Origin of the sequence: Pannonibacter anstelovis (assembly GCF_036881715.1) — a bacterium.
Lineage (GTDB): Bacteria > Pseudomonadota > Alphaproteobacteria > Rhizobiales > Stappiaceae > Pannonibacter > Pannonibacter anstelovis.
Genome location: NZ_JBAKBF010000001.1, coordinates 127,068 through 143,388 on the forward strand (window position 1 = coordinate 127,068; position 16,321 = coordinate 143,388).

Here is a 16,321-nt window from a genome sequence, read left to right on the forward strand (position 1 = left end):
GCCCCTTGTCCGCGATTTCCCAAAAACGAAGGCCACGGAAATCAAGAGGCCGGTCTACAGCAATGCCCGGGCCGCTTTTTTGAGTTGAGACGCCACGGCTTCTTTGGCCTCTGCAGATCCGATGCTGCGTGCGATTGTCACGCCTCCGGAAAGGAGCGCCATCAGTGACCAAGCCTTTTGTCTTCGCGCGTCTTCAGTGTCTCCCTCCAGCTTGTCAGCCAATTGCTGGGCGACCCTTTCCAGCGCCGCGCCATACGCAGCTTTGGTGCCATCGCTGGAGCGCATCACGTCGGGCGTCAGGCTTTGTAAGCCGCAACTCTTGTCGAGCAGGCAATGGAGACGGTCACTGAGGTAGAAATCGATGAATGCCTCGGCCCAGAGACCCCCCTGTTCGGACTGCAATTGGGCAATCGCCTCGCGAAGGTCGTTCAATCCTTCGAGTGCAGCGGCTTCGAAGGCTGCGTCCTTGGATTTGAAGTGACCGTAGAACGCTCCGGAAGTGACGCCCGCTTCCTTTGCCAGCCCGTCGACACCGATCCCCCCATAGCCTTGCCGGCGGAATCCGCGCCCGGCGGCGTCTAATAGTCTTGCCCTCGCTTCTTCGCGATGGTCGGCCTGATAACGCATATCGACTCCCTTCATAACGATCGTGATTTTAGGCTTGACGTCATAACGAACGTTATTCTAACTATGGATCACGGTCGTTATATAACGAGCCGCAGCTAGAGGCAACGCCTCAGCCGACCTGCACGCAAGGAGCAATCATGCCTATCAGCCTTACCCTCACCGACGGCGTCATTCCGGCCGACAAGACCGCGCTGGCAGTCTCGAAAATCACGGAATCGTTTCTCAGGCATCACGGCCTGGGAGGGAACAAGGTGATGACTCCGAATGTGACGGCGCATCTCAATATCCTGCCGAAGGGGCACACCTTTGCGGCTGGCCTGCCGGTAGAAGGCGCATGGATCGAAACGAAGACGCCTTCATTCGCGTTGGCTGACCATGACATTCAGGCAGCCTTCTTCGGTGAGGCCACACAGATTCTCCACGATCTGTCTGGCGGGTCTCTCGCCAAGGACCGCATCTGGTCGAACGGCGTCCACGCCGTCGACGGCACGTGGAATCTCGGTGGGAAGGCCATGACCAACGCCGAGCTTGGGCAGGCCGTGGCCGCCGGCTGACGAACTGAGACAACCTGGCCGCCAGAGCATCCGCTTCGGCGGCCGGGTTGATCAGAATTCAAATTGGTGAGGGACTTACGGCAAAGCCGAAGGGAAGAGCCAGTATTGTCCATCTGCGGAAAAGGAACGCAGCAATCATGCGGATTGCACATTGTATGATTCGAGTCGGAGATCTGGACAGATCGCTAGATTTCTATGTCAATATTCTGGGAATGAAACTGCTGCGCCGAGAGGAATATCCCGGTGGTAGATTTACATTGGCCTTTGTCGGCTACGATGACATCGATCGTAGTTGTGTGATCGAGCTGACTTACAATTGGGACACCTCATTGTATAGCCACGGAGATTCCTTCGGTCACTTAGCCTTCGAGGTGGACGACGTATTTGATCAGTGTAGCCGCTTGGCGGCGGCCGGCGTCAAAGTTGTGCGCCCGGCCGGCCCCATGGCTCACGCCTCACCTGATCGGGAAGAACCAGAAATCATCGCGTTCGTCGAAGATCCTGATGGCTACCGCATCGAGCTAGTTCAGAGCTGTGAGGAGAGGCGGCGGTAAAGATGGGTGTGGCTGCCGATGACCGCTGTTTCGCATCAGTGTGTTGAAGAGGCAGCATCAGGCTAGGCCACGCTATACCGCCGGATACGGTGCCGCAGTGCCGTCGGCTCTGGTGTTCCGACGGCACCCGAACTGTGCCCGCAAACGCGGACAGCCCTTGGTACTTCCGCCACGCTCCTGCATCGGCGAAGTCGCGCGAGCGCTTCGACGCAGCAGAGTGGCCATGTCATTTTATTCGTGAACGAGCCCAGCGGCCATCTCTCCGATGCCCGCGGCATCCCCCTCCATCTTGTTGGGCTGGGGAGCGGTCTGGCCGGCGTTTTCTGCAGGGGCTTTCCGGCGCTATAGGGGTGCTGGCGCCGGGGGGCGGAAGGCAGCCGCCGGTGCCGGTTTCGAGGATGGCGCTCGACATGCGCGGCTATGGCGATAGTGCTGCTCCCGGCGACAGCAACCTGCCGGGTATTCGGCATCGGCGGCTCCCCCAAGTCTCGCCCGGCACTCAGGAACGCATGCCCCGCAACAGCCGGTCCAGATCGTCGAAATCGGGCTGGTGCCTCGTTCCCCCGTCCTTCTCTTTCCGGGCTTCGGCATATCTGCCGGTCCTGGAAGCAGTGCCTGGGTCAGGAGATAGGGGCCGAGCGCGTTTGGCCCTGCGGTAGTCACCGTACCTATATCCTCGCTTGGCATATCAATACGCTTATAGAGATATCAGCCCACTGGACCCTGCTTTGAGCAGAAAAGGAAAGCAAGCCATGACGCTTGTGGCCGGTCCCGGTTTCATCAGCATCCAGACGCAAGAGCTGAACGTGGCACACGTCTTCTGCAGCGATGTCGCCGGGCTGGGCCCGCATGCGCTTTGATCCGATCAGACCGCCTTGACCTCGATGAGCCTCTTCAAGCGCTCGGCATCGGCAGGTGAGGCGGGATTGTACACGATCAAGCCGAGTTCCGGTCGTCCCTCGACTGCAAAGGAAGAGAACTCCAGCTCGAGCAAGCCTGCTTCCGGGTGCTGGATGCACTTCACACCTTCGCCGTGCGCGACTACGTCGTTGTCCCGCCACAGCGCTTCGAACTCCGGGCTTGCCCGGCAGAGTTCGGCGATGAGCGCCGTCACCTCCGCGCTGCCGCTCGCCCCAACTCGCGTCACGTCCGCCCGAAACGCACCGACGACGAAGCGGGCAACGCTCTCCCAGTTTGCCTGCCTAGCTTGGACGCGGGAATTGCCGAACATGAGGCGTAGGATGTTACGTCCCTCCCGCGGCAGCTTGGAATAGTCGGTCAGCAGAGCCGCAGCCGCAGCGTTCCAGCCGAGCACGTCCCACATGGCGTTCTTGATGATGGCCGGACTGAACGGCATCGCGTCGAGTACGCGCTGCAGCCGTGGGGTGACACCCTCGACCGGCTGGTAACGCACTTCCGGCGGTCGGCCGAGGCCCAGCATGTACAGGTGCTCGCGCTCGGGCTCCGTCAGCATCAGCCCCTTGGCGATCCTGTCGAGCACGTCGGCCGAGGGCGCGCCGCCGCGGCCCTGCTCGAGCCAGGTGTACCAGGTGGGGCTGATATTCGCGCGGATGGCGACCTCCTCACGGCGCAGCCCGGGTGTGCGGCGCCGGCCGCCCCCCAAGCCAAACGACGCCGGGTCGAGCCGGGTGCGCCGGTCGCGTAGATAGGTACCGAGCTGGTTTGCCTTTTCGTCAGCCACGAGCGGTCCTGTTTGTAATTATACCATGATAAGGTCACTACTTTAACAGGCTCAGGGATCTTGCGATATCCCGCTCCTCGAACAAAAGGAGCCTCTCATGCGTGTATTCCTGACTGGTGCGACCGGCTTCGTCGGTTCCCACATTCTGACTGAACTGCTGGCCGCCGGACACCAGGTGATCGGCAACAGCCGATCCGGCGCCGGTGCTCTCCACCTGGAGAGAGCCGGGGCCGCAGTTCACCGCGGTGACCTCAGCGATCCGGCAGAGCTCGCCAAAGGCGCGGAGAGCGCTGATGCCGTGATCCACACCGCATTCGACCACGACTTCGCGTGCTATGCGGAAAATTGCGAGAAGGACCGTCGCGTCATCGAAGCGATCGGGGATGTGCTCGCCGGGTCGGATCGGCCGCTCCTCATCACCTCCGCCATTGGCGTGGGCAGCACCGGACCAGGACAGTTCGCTCGGGAGGATGTTCTCGACCGGGACCATCCCATGCCTCGCATCGCCAGTGAGCTGGCCGGTTTGGCCGTGAGGGAGCGCGGTGTCTCCGTCGGCGTGGTGCGATTGTCGCAGATCCACGATCCTGTGAAGCAGGGCCTGGTCTCTCCGTTGATCGATCTCGCCCGTACGAAGGGGGCGTCGGCCTATGTTGGAGAGGGCGGCAATCGCTGGTCCGCCGCCTCGGTCGAGGATGCCGCCCGATTGTACGTCCTTGCGCTGGAACAGCACGAGCCAGGCACGTGCTGGCACGCGGTCGCGGAGGAGGCTATACCGATGCGCGCGATCGCTGAGGCGATCGGACGCGGGTTGGGCGTTCCGGTCCACGCGATAGCGGAGAGCGAGGCCGGAAAGCACTTCGGGTGGATGGCGCCCTTCGCAAGCTTCGACATGCCGGGCTCCAGCGCGGTTACGCGTGAGCGGCTAGGTTGGGTGCCCGCAGGTCCAACCCTGCTCGAAAACCTCTCTCGGATGGACTACTCGGTCGCCAAGGGATGAGTGCTGGGCCACGCCGCCGCGCTGCCGCTCCCACCTGTGTCGTTTATCTTTCATTGCCATTGGCCGGAATGAAAGAACGGCCGGTTGAAGGATTCGGCGAGGAGATCAGGATCAGCGGGCGGCTGGCGCAGGATATGGCCTTCCTGCCGCAAACTGTGCCCGGCCGAACCGCGGTGGCCGGCTGCCCCGCCTACGCCGCAAGGCACGCGCCTCCGGTCCTGGCGAAAATCGCTTGAAGATTATCGCCAGGGCTGAATGATGGTGCTGATGAGGTCGCTGCCGTCCCATCCGGCGGCTTTTCGCCGGACCTTAATGCTGGCCCTGTCTGGGATGCTGCGGATGAAGTTGAGGGCGGTGTGGCGGATTGTGGAGAGGCAGGCGGCGCCCTTGGAGCGGTTGGCCTTAGCGATGGAGCGCTGAAAGCCGATTGCGTCGATGGTGACGAGGGCGCCGGTGAATTCGAGCCGTTCGAGGAACAAGGGAATGGCGGTGATCTCGGGATCGTGGCCGCGCAAGCTCCGGGCCATTGGAAAGGCGGCATACGGCAGCGGCCCGTCTCAACTTTGAGGCAGGATCAAACTGCCGGCGGTTCTCGTCTTCCAGAGCCTTCATCTGGCTGATCATCGAGGCGTCCATGCCCCCATACTTGGCCCGCTATTTGTAAAATGAGGCCGTGCTCATCCCGTGCTCCCGGCATAGCTCGGGAACTGGAACGCCACCTTCTGCCGGACGCAGGATGGCCATTATCTGCGGTTCGTTAAATTTGCTCGACTTCATCAAAATCTCCTCGATCATAAAGCCCGGGAAAAATCTAATTTTGAAGCCCGTTAATCGCAGGCGGATTACCATCGCAGGGGGGATTGCCACTTAGCCTTCGAGGTGGACGACGTATTTGATCAGTGTAGCCGCTTGGCGGCGGCCGGCGTCAAAGTTGTGCGCCCGGCCGGCCCCATGGCTCACGCCTCACCCGATCGGGAAGAACCAGAAATCATCGCGTTCGTTGAAGATCCTGATGGCTACCGCATCGAGCTAGTTCAGAGCGGTGAGAAAAGACGGCGGTAAAGATGGGGGTAGCTGCCGATGACCGCTGTTTCGCATCAGTGTGTTGAAGAGGCAGCCTCAGGCTAGGCGGCAGGGGGGGCGGACGCCGGCGCTTGATCTGCCTGAACCTGGTGCAGAAAAGCCAAAAGCCGGAGGAGCGGGCGGCAGCTGATCCAGCCCCGCCCAATCAATCTTATACCAAGCCTGCCGATGCCGGCGCATGGCGCTATGAAATTGCTCATACGCCGCACGGGCTTGACCACCACTCAATGAACCCAAGCTCATTGAGCGGTGTTATCAGCTCTTGCTGGCGCCCAGTTTCGGGAAGGGGCTGGCGCCGGGTTTGTTGCTGTTGGCGAAGGGGACGGGGGCTGCTTTTGCGGCGGTCTTGTCCTGCTTCGGCTTTCTGATTTCGCGCGTGCTGCGCTTCTGACCCTTAGCCATGACGGAATGTCCTTTCAAGAAGAGAGCTGTCTGCGCTGCCGGAGGCCGGGCCTGCCGGAACGAGCGTATCCTGTGATGCGACCCGCTCGTGACGTTCGTCCTCGCTGCGGATGCGGTATTTCGGCGTGTCGCCCTCGATCGGCAGACGGCCGGTGATGCGGTAGATGCCGGCAGCATGCAGCCGCTCCATGGATCCGCCGTTCAGCCGGACATCCTGCCCGACCTTGAAGAGATAAGCCGGCGCGTCATGGCTGACGGGGCGGGGCGCAGGGCGGCGGGGACGGGCAGTGGTGGTCATGGCTCGTTGGGTCCTTTGTCAGGTGATCCGGAACGGCAGGAGGGACTGTTCCAAAAAAGTCCGGCTTATCTTCAGGTCAGCGCCTGCGCGCCTTGAGAGCCCGTCTCTGCGCCGCAGAGCATTGGCGGGCTTGGGTCCTTCACGGGCCTGAACAAGCGCCGGTCAGCCAGGCTTTCCAGCATCTGCCCGGCAGCTTGCCGGATTCTGGCCGGAGGCTGGATCAAGCGCCGAGGCATTGAGCCTTGACGGCATGTTTGCCGCGCGGCGCTGCAACCGAAGAAGCTTTCAGCTGCGCCGTTCCCCGGTCACGGGCGTCAGTCCGGTCTCCCGCCAGGCAAGGCAAAAGCGCAGGCATATGCGCACATCGTCAAACGCAGTCCGGCAGCGGCGCAGGTCACAGAGCAGAGTGTCTATCTGAAGGCGAGGCTTCCGGACGGCCCGGATGCCGGATTGGCGAGTGCCATTCCAGGCCGGAACGCTGTCTGTCTGCCAGTACATCCGTGGTCAGCGCAGAAAAATTTTCCGGTCCTGAAGCCGGTTCCCCGAATGCGCCACAAGGCGCGTCCAGTCACCGGAATTTGAGAAAACATAGCAAGGCATTTGCATCGCAAAGCCATATCCATCAAATCAGCAAAAACAATATGCGCTGATATCGCCTGAATAGCAAGGACCTTGCCGTTTTTATTTGAATGGCAAAAGAAAAAACGGAAAATCCTGTCTGAAAAAACAACAGAAGTCTGCGTCTTTCGGATCTGAAAATCTTCACTACCGAACGCGCTATACAGCCCTCCGAAGCACAAGGCGAGGTGCTCCGGAGAGGTTGCAGCGTTCTTTTTAAGCTACCCGCTCCGGCCATGTAGCCATGGCGGCGAGGACTTCTTCGCGGGTCGGCATGCTGGCTTCGTTGCCAAGGTGCTGGATGGCGTGGGCCGAGGCGGCGCGGGCGAAGCGGAAGTGGTCTTCCCAGCTGCCTTCCGGGTTCTGCAGATAGGCCGCCACATAGGCGCCGTGGAATGTGTCACCGGCCCCGTTGGTGTCGACGACCTTTTCCTTCGGCACGGCGAGGGACGGCATGTGCTGCACCGGGCCATCGCCCTCGTACCAGTAGAGCCCGCGGTGCCCGGCAGTGACACCGCCCACGGGGCAGCCATGGGCGCGCAGATAGGCGAGCGTGCCGGGAATATCGAGATTCAGCTGTTCGCAGAACCGCTCCGAAACGATGGGCACGTCGATGAACCGCAAAAGCTCATCGGTGTTCTGCCGCACAGCACCGCCATCGAGCGAGGTGAGGATGCCTGCTTCCCGGCAGGTCCTTGCATAATGAAGCGCTGCATCTGGCATGTGCCCGTCCAGATGCAGCGCCTTGCAGCCATTGAGGTTCAGCGGCGGGAAGGGATGCAGGAAGTCATTGTCGCGGCAGCGCACGATGGCGCGCTTGCCATCATGCGGCATGATGAAGGAGAGGGAGGATTCACGCACCTTGCGCCCATGTACCGAAATGCCGTAGCGCGCGGCCATGTCGAGGAACATGCGGGCGAGCCAGTCATCGGCAAGCGAACACAGAAGATCGGGTGCCAGTCCCAGCTTGGCGCAGCAGAAGGCGGCCGTGACCGCATTGCCGCCGAAGCTGACTGCATAGTCCTGCGCGATGGCTTTCTCATCGCCGGTGGGGATCTGATCGGCCAGGAAGGTGATGTCGATATAGGCCTGCCCGATGAAAAGTGCCTTCATAGTGTCCGCCTCCCGGCAGTAAATCCGCTGCGTCCGGCACATACGGCCGCATATGGAGTGTTCAGTTCTTTTTTACTGGCCTGTACCATTGTGGTCAGCAACCCCTCGGGAATCAGGCCGCGCAATGACACGACGCTACATGATCTTTATCAGGGCTGTCTTTGTCGCCTTGATGCTGGCACTGGCGCCGCTTGTCGCAGCCAATTTCATCCTCGACAACTACGCCATTACGAACGCGCGCACCGAACTGGAGGCGATGGCCAAGCGCTATGTGATGCGTGGCGAGTTCGCAATCAATGATGCGGTGACCACGCTGCAGCGTCTTGAACGCAGCTCGGCCACAAGCTGTTCACGCGAAGACCGGCAGATGCTTCTGGCCGCAGTCGGGCAGCTTGGGTTTCTGCAGCGCATCGGCCTTGTCGACCGCAATGGCGTGCGCATGTGTGTTGTGCCTGATGGCCAGATCAACGGAGAAGCGATCCTGCCGGCCGCCAAGCAGGATGCGCCGCTGGTGGGCATCGGCGTAATGGGTGTGCAGTTTCTTGGCACCCATGTTGCCATTGTCAGTTGGGACCTGATGAACTCCACCCGCCTGTTTGCCGAGATATCACCGGCAGCGATTGCGATTGATCCGGGGCCGGAATATCTGCGCGCCTTCCGGCGTGCCGAATTGCGCCTCGGCAACGATGTGCCCTGGTTCTCGACCGGCGGCTTCAGCTCCGAGCTTCTGGAAAGTGACGAGATCCTGACGGTCGAGGTGCGCTCGGACCGCTATCCGCTGAAATCCATCATCGCGGTGCCACGCTCTGCCGCCATCAGTCTGGTTGCCGGGCTCAAGATGGTAGTGGCCGTGGTTTGTGCTGGGCTGGCCATCATCTTCATTGCAATCGGTGTTTGGTTCTCCTGGCGGCCTGACCGGGATGCGGATGACGAATTTGCTGCCGCCATCCGGCGCAAGGAGTTCATTCCGTACTACCAGCCGGTCATGGATATCGAAACCGGAAGCCTGCGCGGCTGCGAGGTGCTGATGCGCTGGCGTAACCGCGACGGCACACTGGTTCCGCCGGCACAGTTCATGCCTTACGCAGAGAGCACCGGGCATATCTTTGAAATGACCCGCATCATGATGCGGGAGACTGTCCGCGAGGTTGGGCCGCTCTATTCGGAACATCCGGATCTGAAGCTCTCGATCAACCTGTTCGCAGGGCACTTCAATGACCGGCGGATCATCGACGATATCAAGGAAATCTACGGCAATTCCGCCATCGCCTATCAGCAGCTTGTGGTGGAAGTGACCGAGCGCATGCCGCTTGAGGATCTGGAGCTGGCCCGCAAGCTGATCGCCGAGATCCAGGCCCTTGGCGTGCGTGTGGCACTGGATGACGTGGGCACCGGCCATGGCGGCATGGCCTATCTGCAGAAACTGGGCATCGACATCATCAAGATCGACAAGATGTTCATCGATGCCATCGGCACGGATGACAGCTCCACCACGATTGTGGACTCCATGGTGGAACTCGCCGACAACCTGGGCATGGGCATCATCGCCGAAGGCGTTGAGAAGGTCGAGCAGGTGGAGCGCCTGCGCGAGCTGGGCGTGACGGCGGCACAAGGATATCTCTTCGCGCCGCCGCTGCCCGGCAAACTCTATATCGAGCTCGCTCAGGCATTGACGGGCGAGCGCGATGAGACCGGGGAGTCTGCAGAAGCGGCCTGACCCCTTGAGGGCTGGCCTGTGGGATCTTCGGGCATCATTTGCCGTTCCGCCTTGCTGTGGCCTGTGCTCACGGCCGGAAGCTGGTCCAGGCTGCCCGCCGACAGGGGTTGCGACAGCTTGGATCCATCCCGGTAGATCGCAATGGCCTTGAGGCCCAATTCCCACGCCTTGAGAAACGCAGCGGCACAATCGGCGACAGAGGCGTTGCGCGGCATATTGACCGTCTTGGAGATGGCGCCGGAGAGGAAGGGCTGCACGGCGGCCATCATCATCAGGTGCCCCTCCAGGCTGAGGGCGCGCTTGCCCCTGGGGCCGCAAGGCGTCGCGCAGTCAAACACCGGCAAATGCTGCGGGTCCAGATCTGCAGCCCCCTCGATGGTCAGTGCGCCACAGGCATGGGCATTGGCCGCTTCGATTTCTTCCGGCAGGTATCCCAGCCAGTTCAGCAGGTCGAATCCCGGCTGTTCCATTTCTGCTGCCGTGATCCTGAGGCAGCCGGTCAGTTCCTCCTCGCCGGTTGTCCACTGGTTCACGGCATCCCGGATGTGGCTGGCTCCCTGCACCGCAGCCTCAATTCTTGCAAGACAGACACCGGTCAGCCCCCGCTGGCGCAGGCTATCCAGATTGACACCCGGCGCGTCCTTGAGCGACCCGTGCCCCACGATGTGCTGGACGATACGCGTGACGGCATTCTCGCCATATCCCAGGCTGTGCAGTGCCTTCGGCACCATGGCGTTGATGATCTTGAAGAAACCGCCACCCGCCAATGTCTTGAACTTGACGAGAGCAAAGTCCGGCTCGATGCCCGTCGTGCTGCAGTCCATCACCAGCCCGGTTGTTCCGGTTGGGGCCAGCAGCGAGACCTGTGCATTGCGCCAGCCGAAGCGCCGGCCAAGCTCAAGCGCCCGGTCGAAGGCCTTGGCCGCAGCTGTGGCAAGGTCCGTATCCGGGCACATGTCAAAACCGGCAGAGTAGGGCGGCCGGCACAATCCATCATAGTGTGCCGGATCGCTCTCGCCCCTGGCGCAGGCTGCATGGTTTTGCAGCACCCGTTCCATGGACTGGCGGTTTTCGGCCAAGGCAGGGAAGGGCCCAAGATCTCTGGCAAGCTCCGCCGATGTTTCATAGGCCGTGCCGGTCAGCACGGCGGTGAGCGCGGCCGCAAGGCTGCGCGCGGCGGAACCGTCATAGGGCAGGCCGAGCGACATGATGAGCCCTCCCAGGTTGGCAAAGCCGAGCCCCAGCGGCCGGTGCTGCAGTGTGTTATGCGCCACCGCACGGGAAGGATATTGCGCCATGGTGGTGGAGATATCGAGGCTGACCGTCCAGAGCCTCACCGCATGGCGGAACCGCTCAAGACAGAGCTCACCATTCTCCTTGATGAATGCGAGGAGGTTGAGGGAGGCAAGCACACAGGCCGTGTCGTCCACAAACATGAATTCGGAACAGGAGTTCGAGCCATTGATGCGGCCCGAAGCCGGGCATGTGTGCCAGCCGTTGATGGTGGTATCGAACTGCAGTCCTGGATCTGCTGATGTCCATGCCGCGCGGGCAATCCGCTGCCAGAGCGCTTCGGCCCTGATGCTGCGGCCCGTTCCGGCGGGTGCCGCCGGGGGCCGGCGCGGAGACAGGTGCCATTCGCCACCGATCTCCAGGGCTTTCAGGAAACTGTCCGGGATCCGGACAGAGTTATTCGCATTCTGTCCGGAGACAGTTCGGTAGGCTTCCGAGTCCCAGTTGATGTCGTAGGTTTTCAGCTCGGGAAGCTCGTGGCCCTGTGAGGCGCTGCGCAGAATACGGTCGATGAAACTGTCAGGAATCTGAGCTTCGCGCGCGTCCTGAATGGCTGCGTCGAGCTCTGTCTTGAACCGCTCGCCCGTGGTGTGATGGCCGCTGATGGCTCTGACCAGCGAAATGATCCGGTTGAGGCACTGCCTGGCCAGCTGGGAACCGGAGACGAGCGCAGCGACCTTTTCTTCCTCGGCCACTTTCCAGTCTATGAAGGCTTCAATATCCGGATGGTCTGCATCCACAACGACCATCTTGGCTGCGGCGCGGGTCGTGCTGCCAAGTCTCAGTGATCCGGCAGCCACGTCTCCGACCTTGAGAAAGGACAGCAGCCCGGCCGAGCGGCCGCCATGGTCCAGCGGTTCTCCGGCGCTGCGCAGACGTGAAAAGTTGGAACCGGTTCCAGAGCCATATTTGAACAGCCGTGCCTCCCGGACCCAAAGGTCCATGATGCCGTTCTCATTGACCAGATCATCTTCCACCGAGAGGATGACGCTGGCATGGGCCTGAGGGTGCTCATAGGCATTGCGGGAGGGTATGATTTTGCCGGAAACGTGGTCGCCGTACCAGTGGCCCTGCGCGGCTCCTTCGATGCCATAGGCCCAGAAAAGACCTGTATTGAACCATTGCGGCGAGTTCGGAGCGGCAGCCTGAAGCGCCATCATGGCGCGCATCTCATCGAAAAAAGCGCCGGCGTCATCTTCGCTGTCAAAGGTACCGGTCTTCCAGCCCCAATAGGTCCAGGCTCCAGCGAGCCTGTCAAAGACCTGCCGTGCCGAGGTCTCCGGCCCGTATCGCGCATCTTCCGGGAGAGCCTGGAGCGCGGCTTCGTCGGGGACAGAACGCTGCAGCCAGACCGGCACACCGTCCTCGGGTACTTTTTTCAGACGGGCAGCAACACCTGTCTTGCGGAAATATTTCTGGCACAGCACATCCGCAGCCACCTGTGAAAAGCGCTCCGGCACTTCAGATACCGGCTGCCGCGACAGAACCTTGCCTCCCTGTGTGCGGACTTCGCTCTGGTGCGAACGGAAACGAATGCCCCAATATGCCGGCGTTCCGGCTTTGGTGAAAAGTCGGTTGATACGCATTTGGCCCTCGCAAACGCATTTGAATGAGGTGCTGATCTGTAAGCGGCTGGTTCAGTTGCCGAACGAGCGCTGTTGTGATCTGAATTTTAACAAAATATTAATCGTTCGAAAGTGGGTAATACATCTTTCGATTCAATCCTGAGAAGAATGGAAGTTGAAGTTTTTATCTGTGAGTGACATCTGTCCTTGCAAGATATTGATTATCCGTGATCTGCCGCGAATTAATCATGTTCTGAATATGCGCAGGGATATCTGCCAAGATACGGTTCGGGATCTGACGCGCCTGAGCGGCCAGGAGGTTGCGCACCTATAAATTGCACATTTCCAGATTTTCTGTAGGACGTGCTATGCTCCTCCATCGGTCTTGGCCTTGACGCCGCAATACCGGTCAGGGCAAAAGCGAAGCAGTTTAATGAAGCCTGGTTAGGAGAGAGCCATATGGCTTCAAGTGTCAGGAGTGGCCGGGCGTGGTGTTGACGCGGGCATCTACCAAGCAACTGCTCGCGCGCCTGCATGACGTGATCATGGCCGCCCTTGCCATGACGATTGCGCTGCTGGCGCGTTATGATCTGCAAATTCTGCCGCCCATGAGCCGCTTGGCCTGGTGGGTTGTTTCCTTTGCGGCCATCGCCGGAGTGATGTTTGCTCTTTTCGGTCTGGGAAGGGGAATCTGGCGTTTTGCCTCGCTGAGTGATCTGCGGAGCATCGTGTTGAGCAGCACGGCCGCGATCTTTGCGTTTCTCATTCTTCATTTTCTCGTCGACAGGCTGGCTGGCTTTCCGCGCGCGACGCCGCTCATCCTTTGGTTTGTCGTCATCGTCCTTCTCGGTGCCCCCCGCATCATGTACCGTGCATACAAAGATGGGCACCTCGGTGGGGTCGGGTTCCGGAAGCGGGACATGCAGAACCGGGAACACGTGCTTATTGTGGGACACGTCGGGGATGCTGACAACGTCATTCGCAATTACAAGCTCGAGTCGTCCCGTCTCTATAAAGTGGAAGGCATTGTGGAGCTTGGCGCCGGCAAGCGCAGCGGTAGAGCCGTACGGGGGGTTCCGGTTATCGGTTCAGCTGATGAACTGGAGCGGATCGTTGGCCGTCTTGCAATGGGCGGTGTCCCGGTTTCGGCGCTGCTTCTTGCAACGCCCCGTGCCGGTGAGGCGGGGATGCAGTCTCTTGCCGCCAGTGCCGCGCGGCTCAAGCTGCCCCTGCGCCGCGTTGTGAACAGGCCGCTCACGGGTACTGAGCCGGATCTAGCAAACATTACGCTTGAGGACCTTCTCGGAAGGCCCCCGGTCCAACTGCAGTTGGAAGCCATTCGCGCTCTGATCGCCGGTCAGACGGTACTTGTCACAGGAGCCGGTGGCAGCATCGGATCCGAAATTGTGCGGCAGGTAATAGCCTGCAACCCAGCCTCTATCATTCTGTTCGATTCAAGCGAATATGCTCTTTATGAAATCGATCTTGAAGTGTCCCGTCTGAGGCCGGATCTAGCCCGTCAGGCTGTGATAGGCAATGTCCGCGACAGGCGGCGTGTGCATGAGGTGATGCAGGCCTGCAGGCCTGCAGTAGTCTTCCACGCAGCCGCCCTCAAGCATGTGCCTCTGGTGGAGAGCAATATTTGTGAAGGTGTGCTGACCAACATCTTGGGGACGCGCAATGTGGCCGATGCTGCCATTTCCTGTGGTGCCCGTGCGATGGTGCAGATTTCGACCGACAAGGCGGTCCGGCCGACCAGCATGATGGGTAGGACCAAGCGGATTGCGGAAGCCTACTGCCAGGCGCTGGATATAAGTGGCGTAGACACCCGGTTTATTACTGTGCGGTTCGGTAATGTGCTTGGATCCAACGGCTCAGTTGTACCGCTTTTCAAGCGGCAGATTGCTTCCGGGGGGCCAATCACGGTAACACACCCGGAAATGACGCGTTATTTCATGACAATCCGGGAAGCAACCGAGTTGGTGTTGCAGGCCGCTTCAGCTGAAATCGGGCGGGAAGAAACACGCGGGCGGATCTTTGTCCTCGACATGGGGGAGCCCGTGAAAATCCTGACACTGGCAAGAACGATGATTTCCTTGGCGGGACTTCGGCCGGATGAGGACATAGCCATCCAGTTCACCGGCCTGCGTCCAGGTGAGAAGCTCTATGAAGAGTTGTTTGACGCCAACGAGATGACCACACCTCACGATGCCGACGGCTTCTTTGTCGCCTCTGCCGGCATCATTCCGCTCGAGCGTTTGACATGGCATCTGGAGCGCCTTGGCAATAGTGCGGCTGCAGGCGGGGAAGATCAGTGCAAAGCCATGCTGATTGCAGCGCTTGGTGAAGTTGAAGCAGGGAGCCCTCTCCTGACTGCCGTTCTCTAAATCCTTGAACCAAAAACTACTGGCGATGCCGTTTCTTTTCTTTTGACGTAATCTTACGAGACTTTCCAAAAAGGGATTGACGCTTTGAATAATTCTACCGCGAAAATCACTAGACCGGAGAGTGGTAAGATTGCACAGGTGCTTGAGTTCCTCCTAATATCGGTATTTGCAGCACTTCCGCCTGTTCTTACCGTCGCCCGGGTTTCTCCGCCGCTGTTTCTGGGGCTTGCCACCGTAATTCTCGCCGGGCTTGCTTGGTGCTACCGGGGTCGGGCAATGTTTGAGGGCATTGGTACGAAGGCTAGGTCCTTTTTGCTTCTTACGGGTCTAGCCTTTCCTGCATTCATGCTGCTTTCCCTTGCCTGGGCGCCTGTAGAAGTACAGAAAAGAGGGGCGAATTCTGCGCTGGGTGTTCTCCTCTCGATTGTCGCTTCGGGTTTTTTGTGGCTATGTGTCTGTGCCTTGCCGGTTCCGGTTCGTGACCGTATTGCAAAGCGGATAGGATCCGCGCTTACAGTCTCTCTGCCGCTGACGGCTGTTTTGATTTTCGTTCATTTCCTGACCGGTGGCATGCTGAATGCTGAACTTCGCGCCGATCCTGAGAACTACGTTTTGAATCGCGCTGCCGTCGCCATTTCCATGTTCTTGCCGTTCGCCATACTAGTTGCCTTGAAGCAGCGCCACCGCTTGCTCTATGCCGTGTTGCTGGTGTTCGCAGCTGTGTCATGCTTTCAATCCGAAAGCTCGTCGGCACAGCTTGGCGTGCTCGTGATCCTGCTTTTGATCATTCCTGCTTTTGTCTGGCCGCGCGGTATCTATAGAATTGTAGTCTGTGGCGTGTTGCTCACCTTTGTTCTGATGCCACTCATTGTCGGCCATGTGAATGGCATGATCCCTCAGGCCGTGCACGACAAGGTCGGGTATGGGTCGCTGACCATACGTGGGCTCATCTGGGCAGAGTATGCAAATTTGCTGCCTGAGCATGTCTGGCTGGGGTATGGCGTGGAGGCTTCGAAGGCTGCCAACAAACTACCCGAAGCTGCAACGTATACTCCTGAGAGAAAAAAACTTCTCGCTTTTGGGCACAGTCATAACGCTCCGTTACAGCTCTGGTTTGAACTTGGAATAGCAGGCGCTGCGCTTGCCGCCGTTGCGCTTGCTATGCTTTTGCGGACGATAGGAAGCTTGGAGGGGCGCGAGCTTTCTGCTGGCACATTGACGCTGGCCGTCGCCTATAGTGTCGCGGTTGTGAGCCATGGAGCATGGCAGGGCTGGTGGTTCAGCCTGATGATCCTTGCTGCTATCCCTTTCATGCTGAAAGGGCATGGTGAAACCTCACGGCCCGTTCCGGAGGTTAAGGCCGGTTCTCGATGAGCTCGACCTATTGTTAGTTGGACAAGCCCACGCGTCG

13 protein-coding genes and 2 pseudogenes are annotated in these 16,321 nt (G+C 60.0%); 7 read left to right on the plus strand and 8 right to left on the minus strand.

The window, feature by feature from the left end:
• Positions 1 to 54 precede the first annotated feature (54 nt).
• Entirely contained in the window at positions 55 to 627 is a 573-nt protein-coding gene (locus tag V6L75_RS00600) for a TetR/AcrR family transcriptional regulator (protein WP_334249606.1), read from the minus strand.
• A gap of 137 nt (positions 628 to 764) precedes the next feature.
• On the opposite strand from V6L75_RS00600, the gene V6L75_RS00605 reads away from it, so the two are divergent.
• Positions 765 to 1,181, plus strand: a complete 417-nt coding sequence (locus V6L75_RS00605; protein WP_334249607.1) for a 4-oxalocrotonate tautomerase — start codon at positions 765 to 767, stop codon at positions 1,179 to 1,181.
• A 137-nt stretch (positions 1,182 to 1,318) separates the two neighbouring features.
• Entirely contained in the window at positions 1,319 to 1,735 is a 417-nt protein-coding gene (gloA, locus tag V6L75_RS00610) for a lactoylglutathione lyase (RefSeq protein WP_334249608.1), read from the plus strand.
• Between the two features lie 865 nt (positions 1,736 to 2,600).
• On the opposite strand, the gene V6L75_RS00615 is transcribed toward gloA, so the two are convergent.
• Positions 2,601 to 3,437, minus strand: a complete 837-nt coding sequence (locus tag V6L75_RS00615) for a helix-turn-helix transcriptional regulator (RefSeq protein WP_334249609.1) — start codon at positions 3,435 to 3,437, stop codon at positions 2,601 to 2,603.
• 97 nt (positions 3,438 to 3,534) lie between these two features.
• On the opposite strand from V6L75_RS00615, the gene V6L75_RS00620 reads away from it, so the two are divergent.
• Positions 3,535 to 4,434 (plus strand): SDR family oxidoreductase, encoded by a 900-nt coding sequence (locus tag V6L75_RS00620; RefSeq protein ID WP_334249610.1) that lies wholly within the window; start codon positions 3,535 to 3,537, stop codon positions 4,432 to 4,434.
• 239 nt (positions 4,435 to 4,673) lie between these two features.
• On the opposite strand, the gene V6L75_RS00625 is transcribed toward V6L75_RS00620, so the two are convergent.
• Positions 4,674 to 4,961 (minus strand): hypothetical protein, encoded by a 288-nt coding sequence (locus V6L75_RS00625; protein ID WP_334250018.1) that lies wholly within the window; start codon positions 4,959 to 4,961, stop codon positions 4,674 to 4,676.
• A 51-nt stretch (positions 4,962 to 5,012) separates the two neighbouring features.
• Positions 5,013 to 5,211, minus strand: a pseudogene (locus V6L75_RS00630) (transposase); the annotation flags it as partial.
• Between the two features lie 96 nt (positions 5,212 to 5,307).
• Between V6L75_RS00630 and V6L75_RS21045 the strand changes: the two are divergent.
• Positions 5,308 to 5,496, plus strand: a pseudogene (locus tag V6L75_RS21045) (VOC family protein); the annotation flags it as partial.
• A 276-nt stretch (positions 5,497 to 5,772) separates the two neighbouring features.
• Here V6L75_RS21045 and V6L75_RS00635 read toward each other — a convergent pair.
• From V6L75_RS00635 to V6L75_RS00645, 3 genes are all read right to left on the minus strand, one after another.
• Positions 5,773 to 5,919 carry a hypothetical protein gene (locus V6L75_RS00635; RefSeq protein WP_334249611.1) on the minus strand — a complete coding sequence of 49 codons (147 nt, stop codon included), beginning with the start codon at positions 5,917 to 5,919 and terminating at the stop codon, positions 5,773 to 5,775.
• Entirely contained in the window at positions 5,912 to 6,217 is a 306-nt protein-coding gene (locus V6L75_RS00640; protein WP_334249612.1) for a hypothetical protein, read from the minus strand. Before V6L75_RS00640 ends, V6L75_RS00635 begins: the two co-directional genes overlap by 8 nt.
• Before the next feature lie 834 nt (positions 6,218 to 7,051).
• The gene (locus tag V6L75_RS00645; protein ID WP_334249613.1) at positions 7,052 to 7,948 is read right to left on the minus strand and encodes a sugar kinase; all 897 of its coding nucleotides are present in this window, start codon (positions 7,946 to 7,948) and stop codon (positions 7,052 to 7,054) included.
• A gap of 124 nt (positions 7,949 to 8,072) precedes the next feature.
• Here V6L75_RS00645 and V6L75_RS00650 point away from each other — a divergent pair, with 124 nt between their 5' ends.
• Positions 8,073 to 9,665: an EAL domain-containing protein gene (locus tag V6L75_RS00650; RefSeq protein WP_334249614.1), complete on the plus strand. Its 1,593-nt coding sequence runs from the start codon at positions 8,073 to 8,075 to the stop codon at positions 9,663 to 9,665.
• On the opposite strand, the gene V6L75_RS00655 is transcribed toward V6L75_RS00650, so the two are convergent.
• Entirely contained in the window at positions 9,611 to 12,544 is a 2,934-nt protein-coding gene (locus V6L75_RS00655; RefSeq protein ID WP_334249615.1) for an adenosylcobalamin-dependent ribonucleoside-diphosphate reductase, read from the minus strand. The genes V6L75_RS00650 and V6L75_RS00655 overlap by 55 nt on opposite strands.
• Positions 12,545 to 13,011: 467 nt before the next feature.
• On the opposite strand from V6L75_RS00655, the gene V6L75_RS00660 reads away from it, so the two are divergent.
• Together V6L75_RS00660 and V6L75_RS00665 are read left to right on the plus strand one after the other, a co-directional pair.
• A complete protein-coding gene (locus V6L75_RS00660; protein ID WP_334249616.1) occupies positions 13,012 to 14,910 on the plus strand; it encodes a polysaccharide biosynthesis protein in 1,899 nt (632 codons plus the stop codon).
• An 84-nt stretch (positions 14,911 to 14,994) separates the two neighbouring features.
• Positions 14,995 to 16,284 carry an O-antigen ligase family protein gene (locus V6L75_RS00665; protein ID WP_334249617.1) on the plus strand — a complete coding sequence of 430 codons (1,290 nt, stop codon included), beginning with the start codon at positions 14,995 to 14,997 and terminating at the stop codon, positions 16,282 to 16,284.
• Positions 16,285 to 16,321 lie beyond the last annotated feature (37 nt).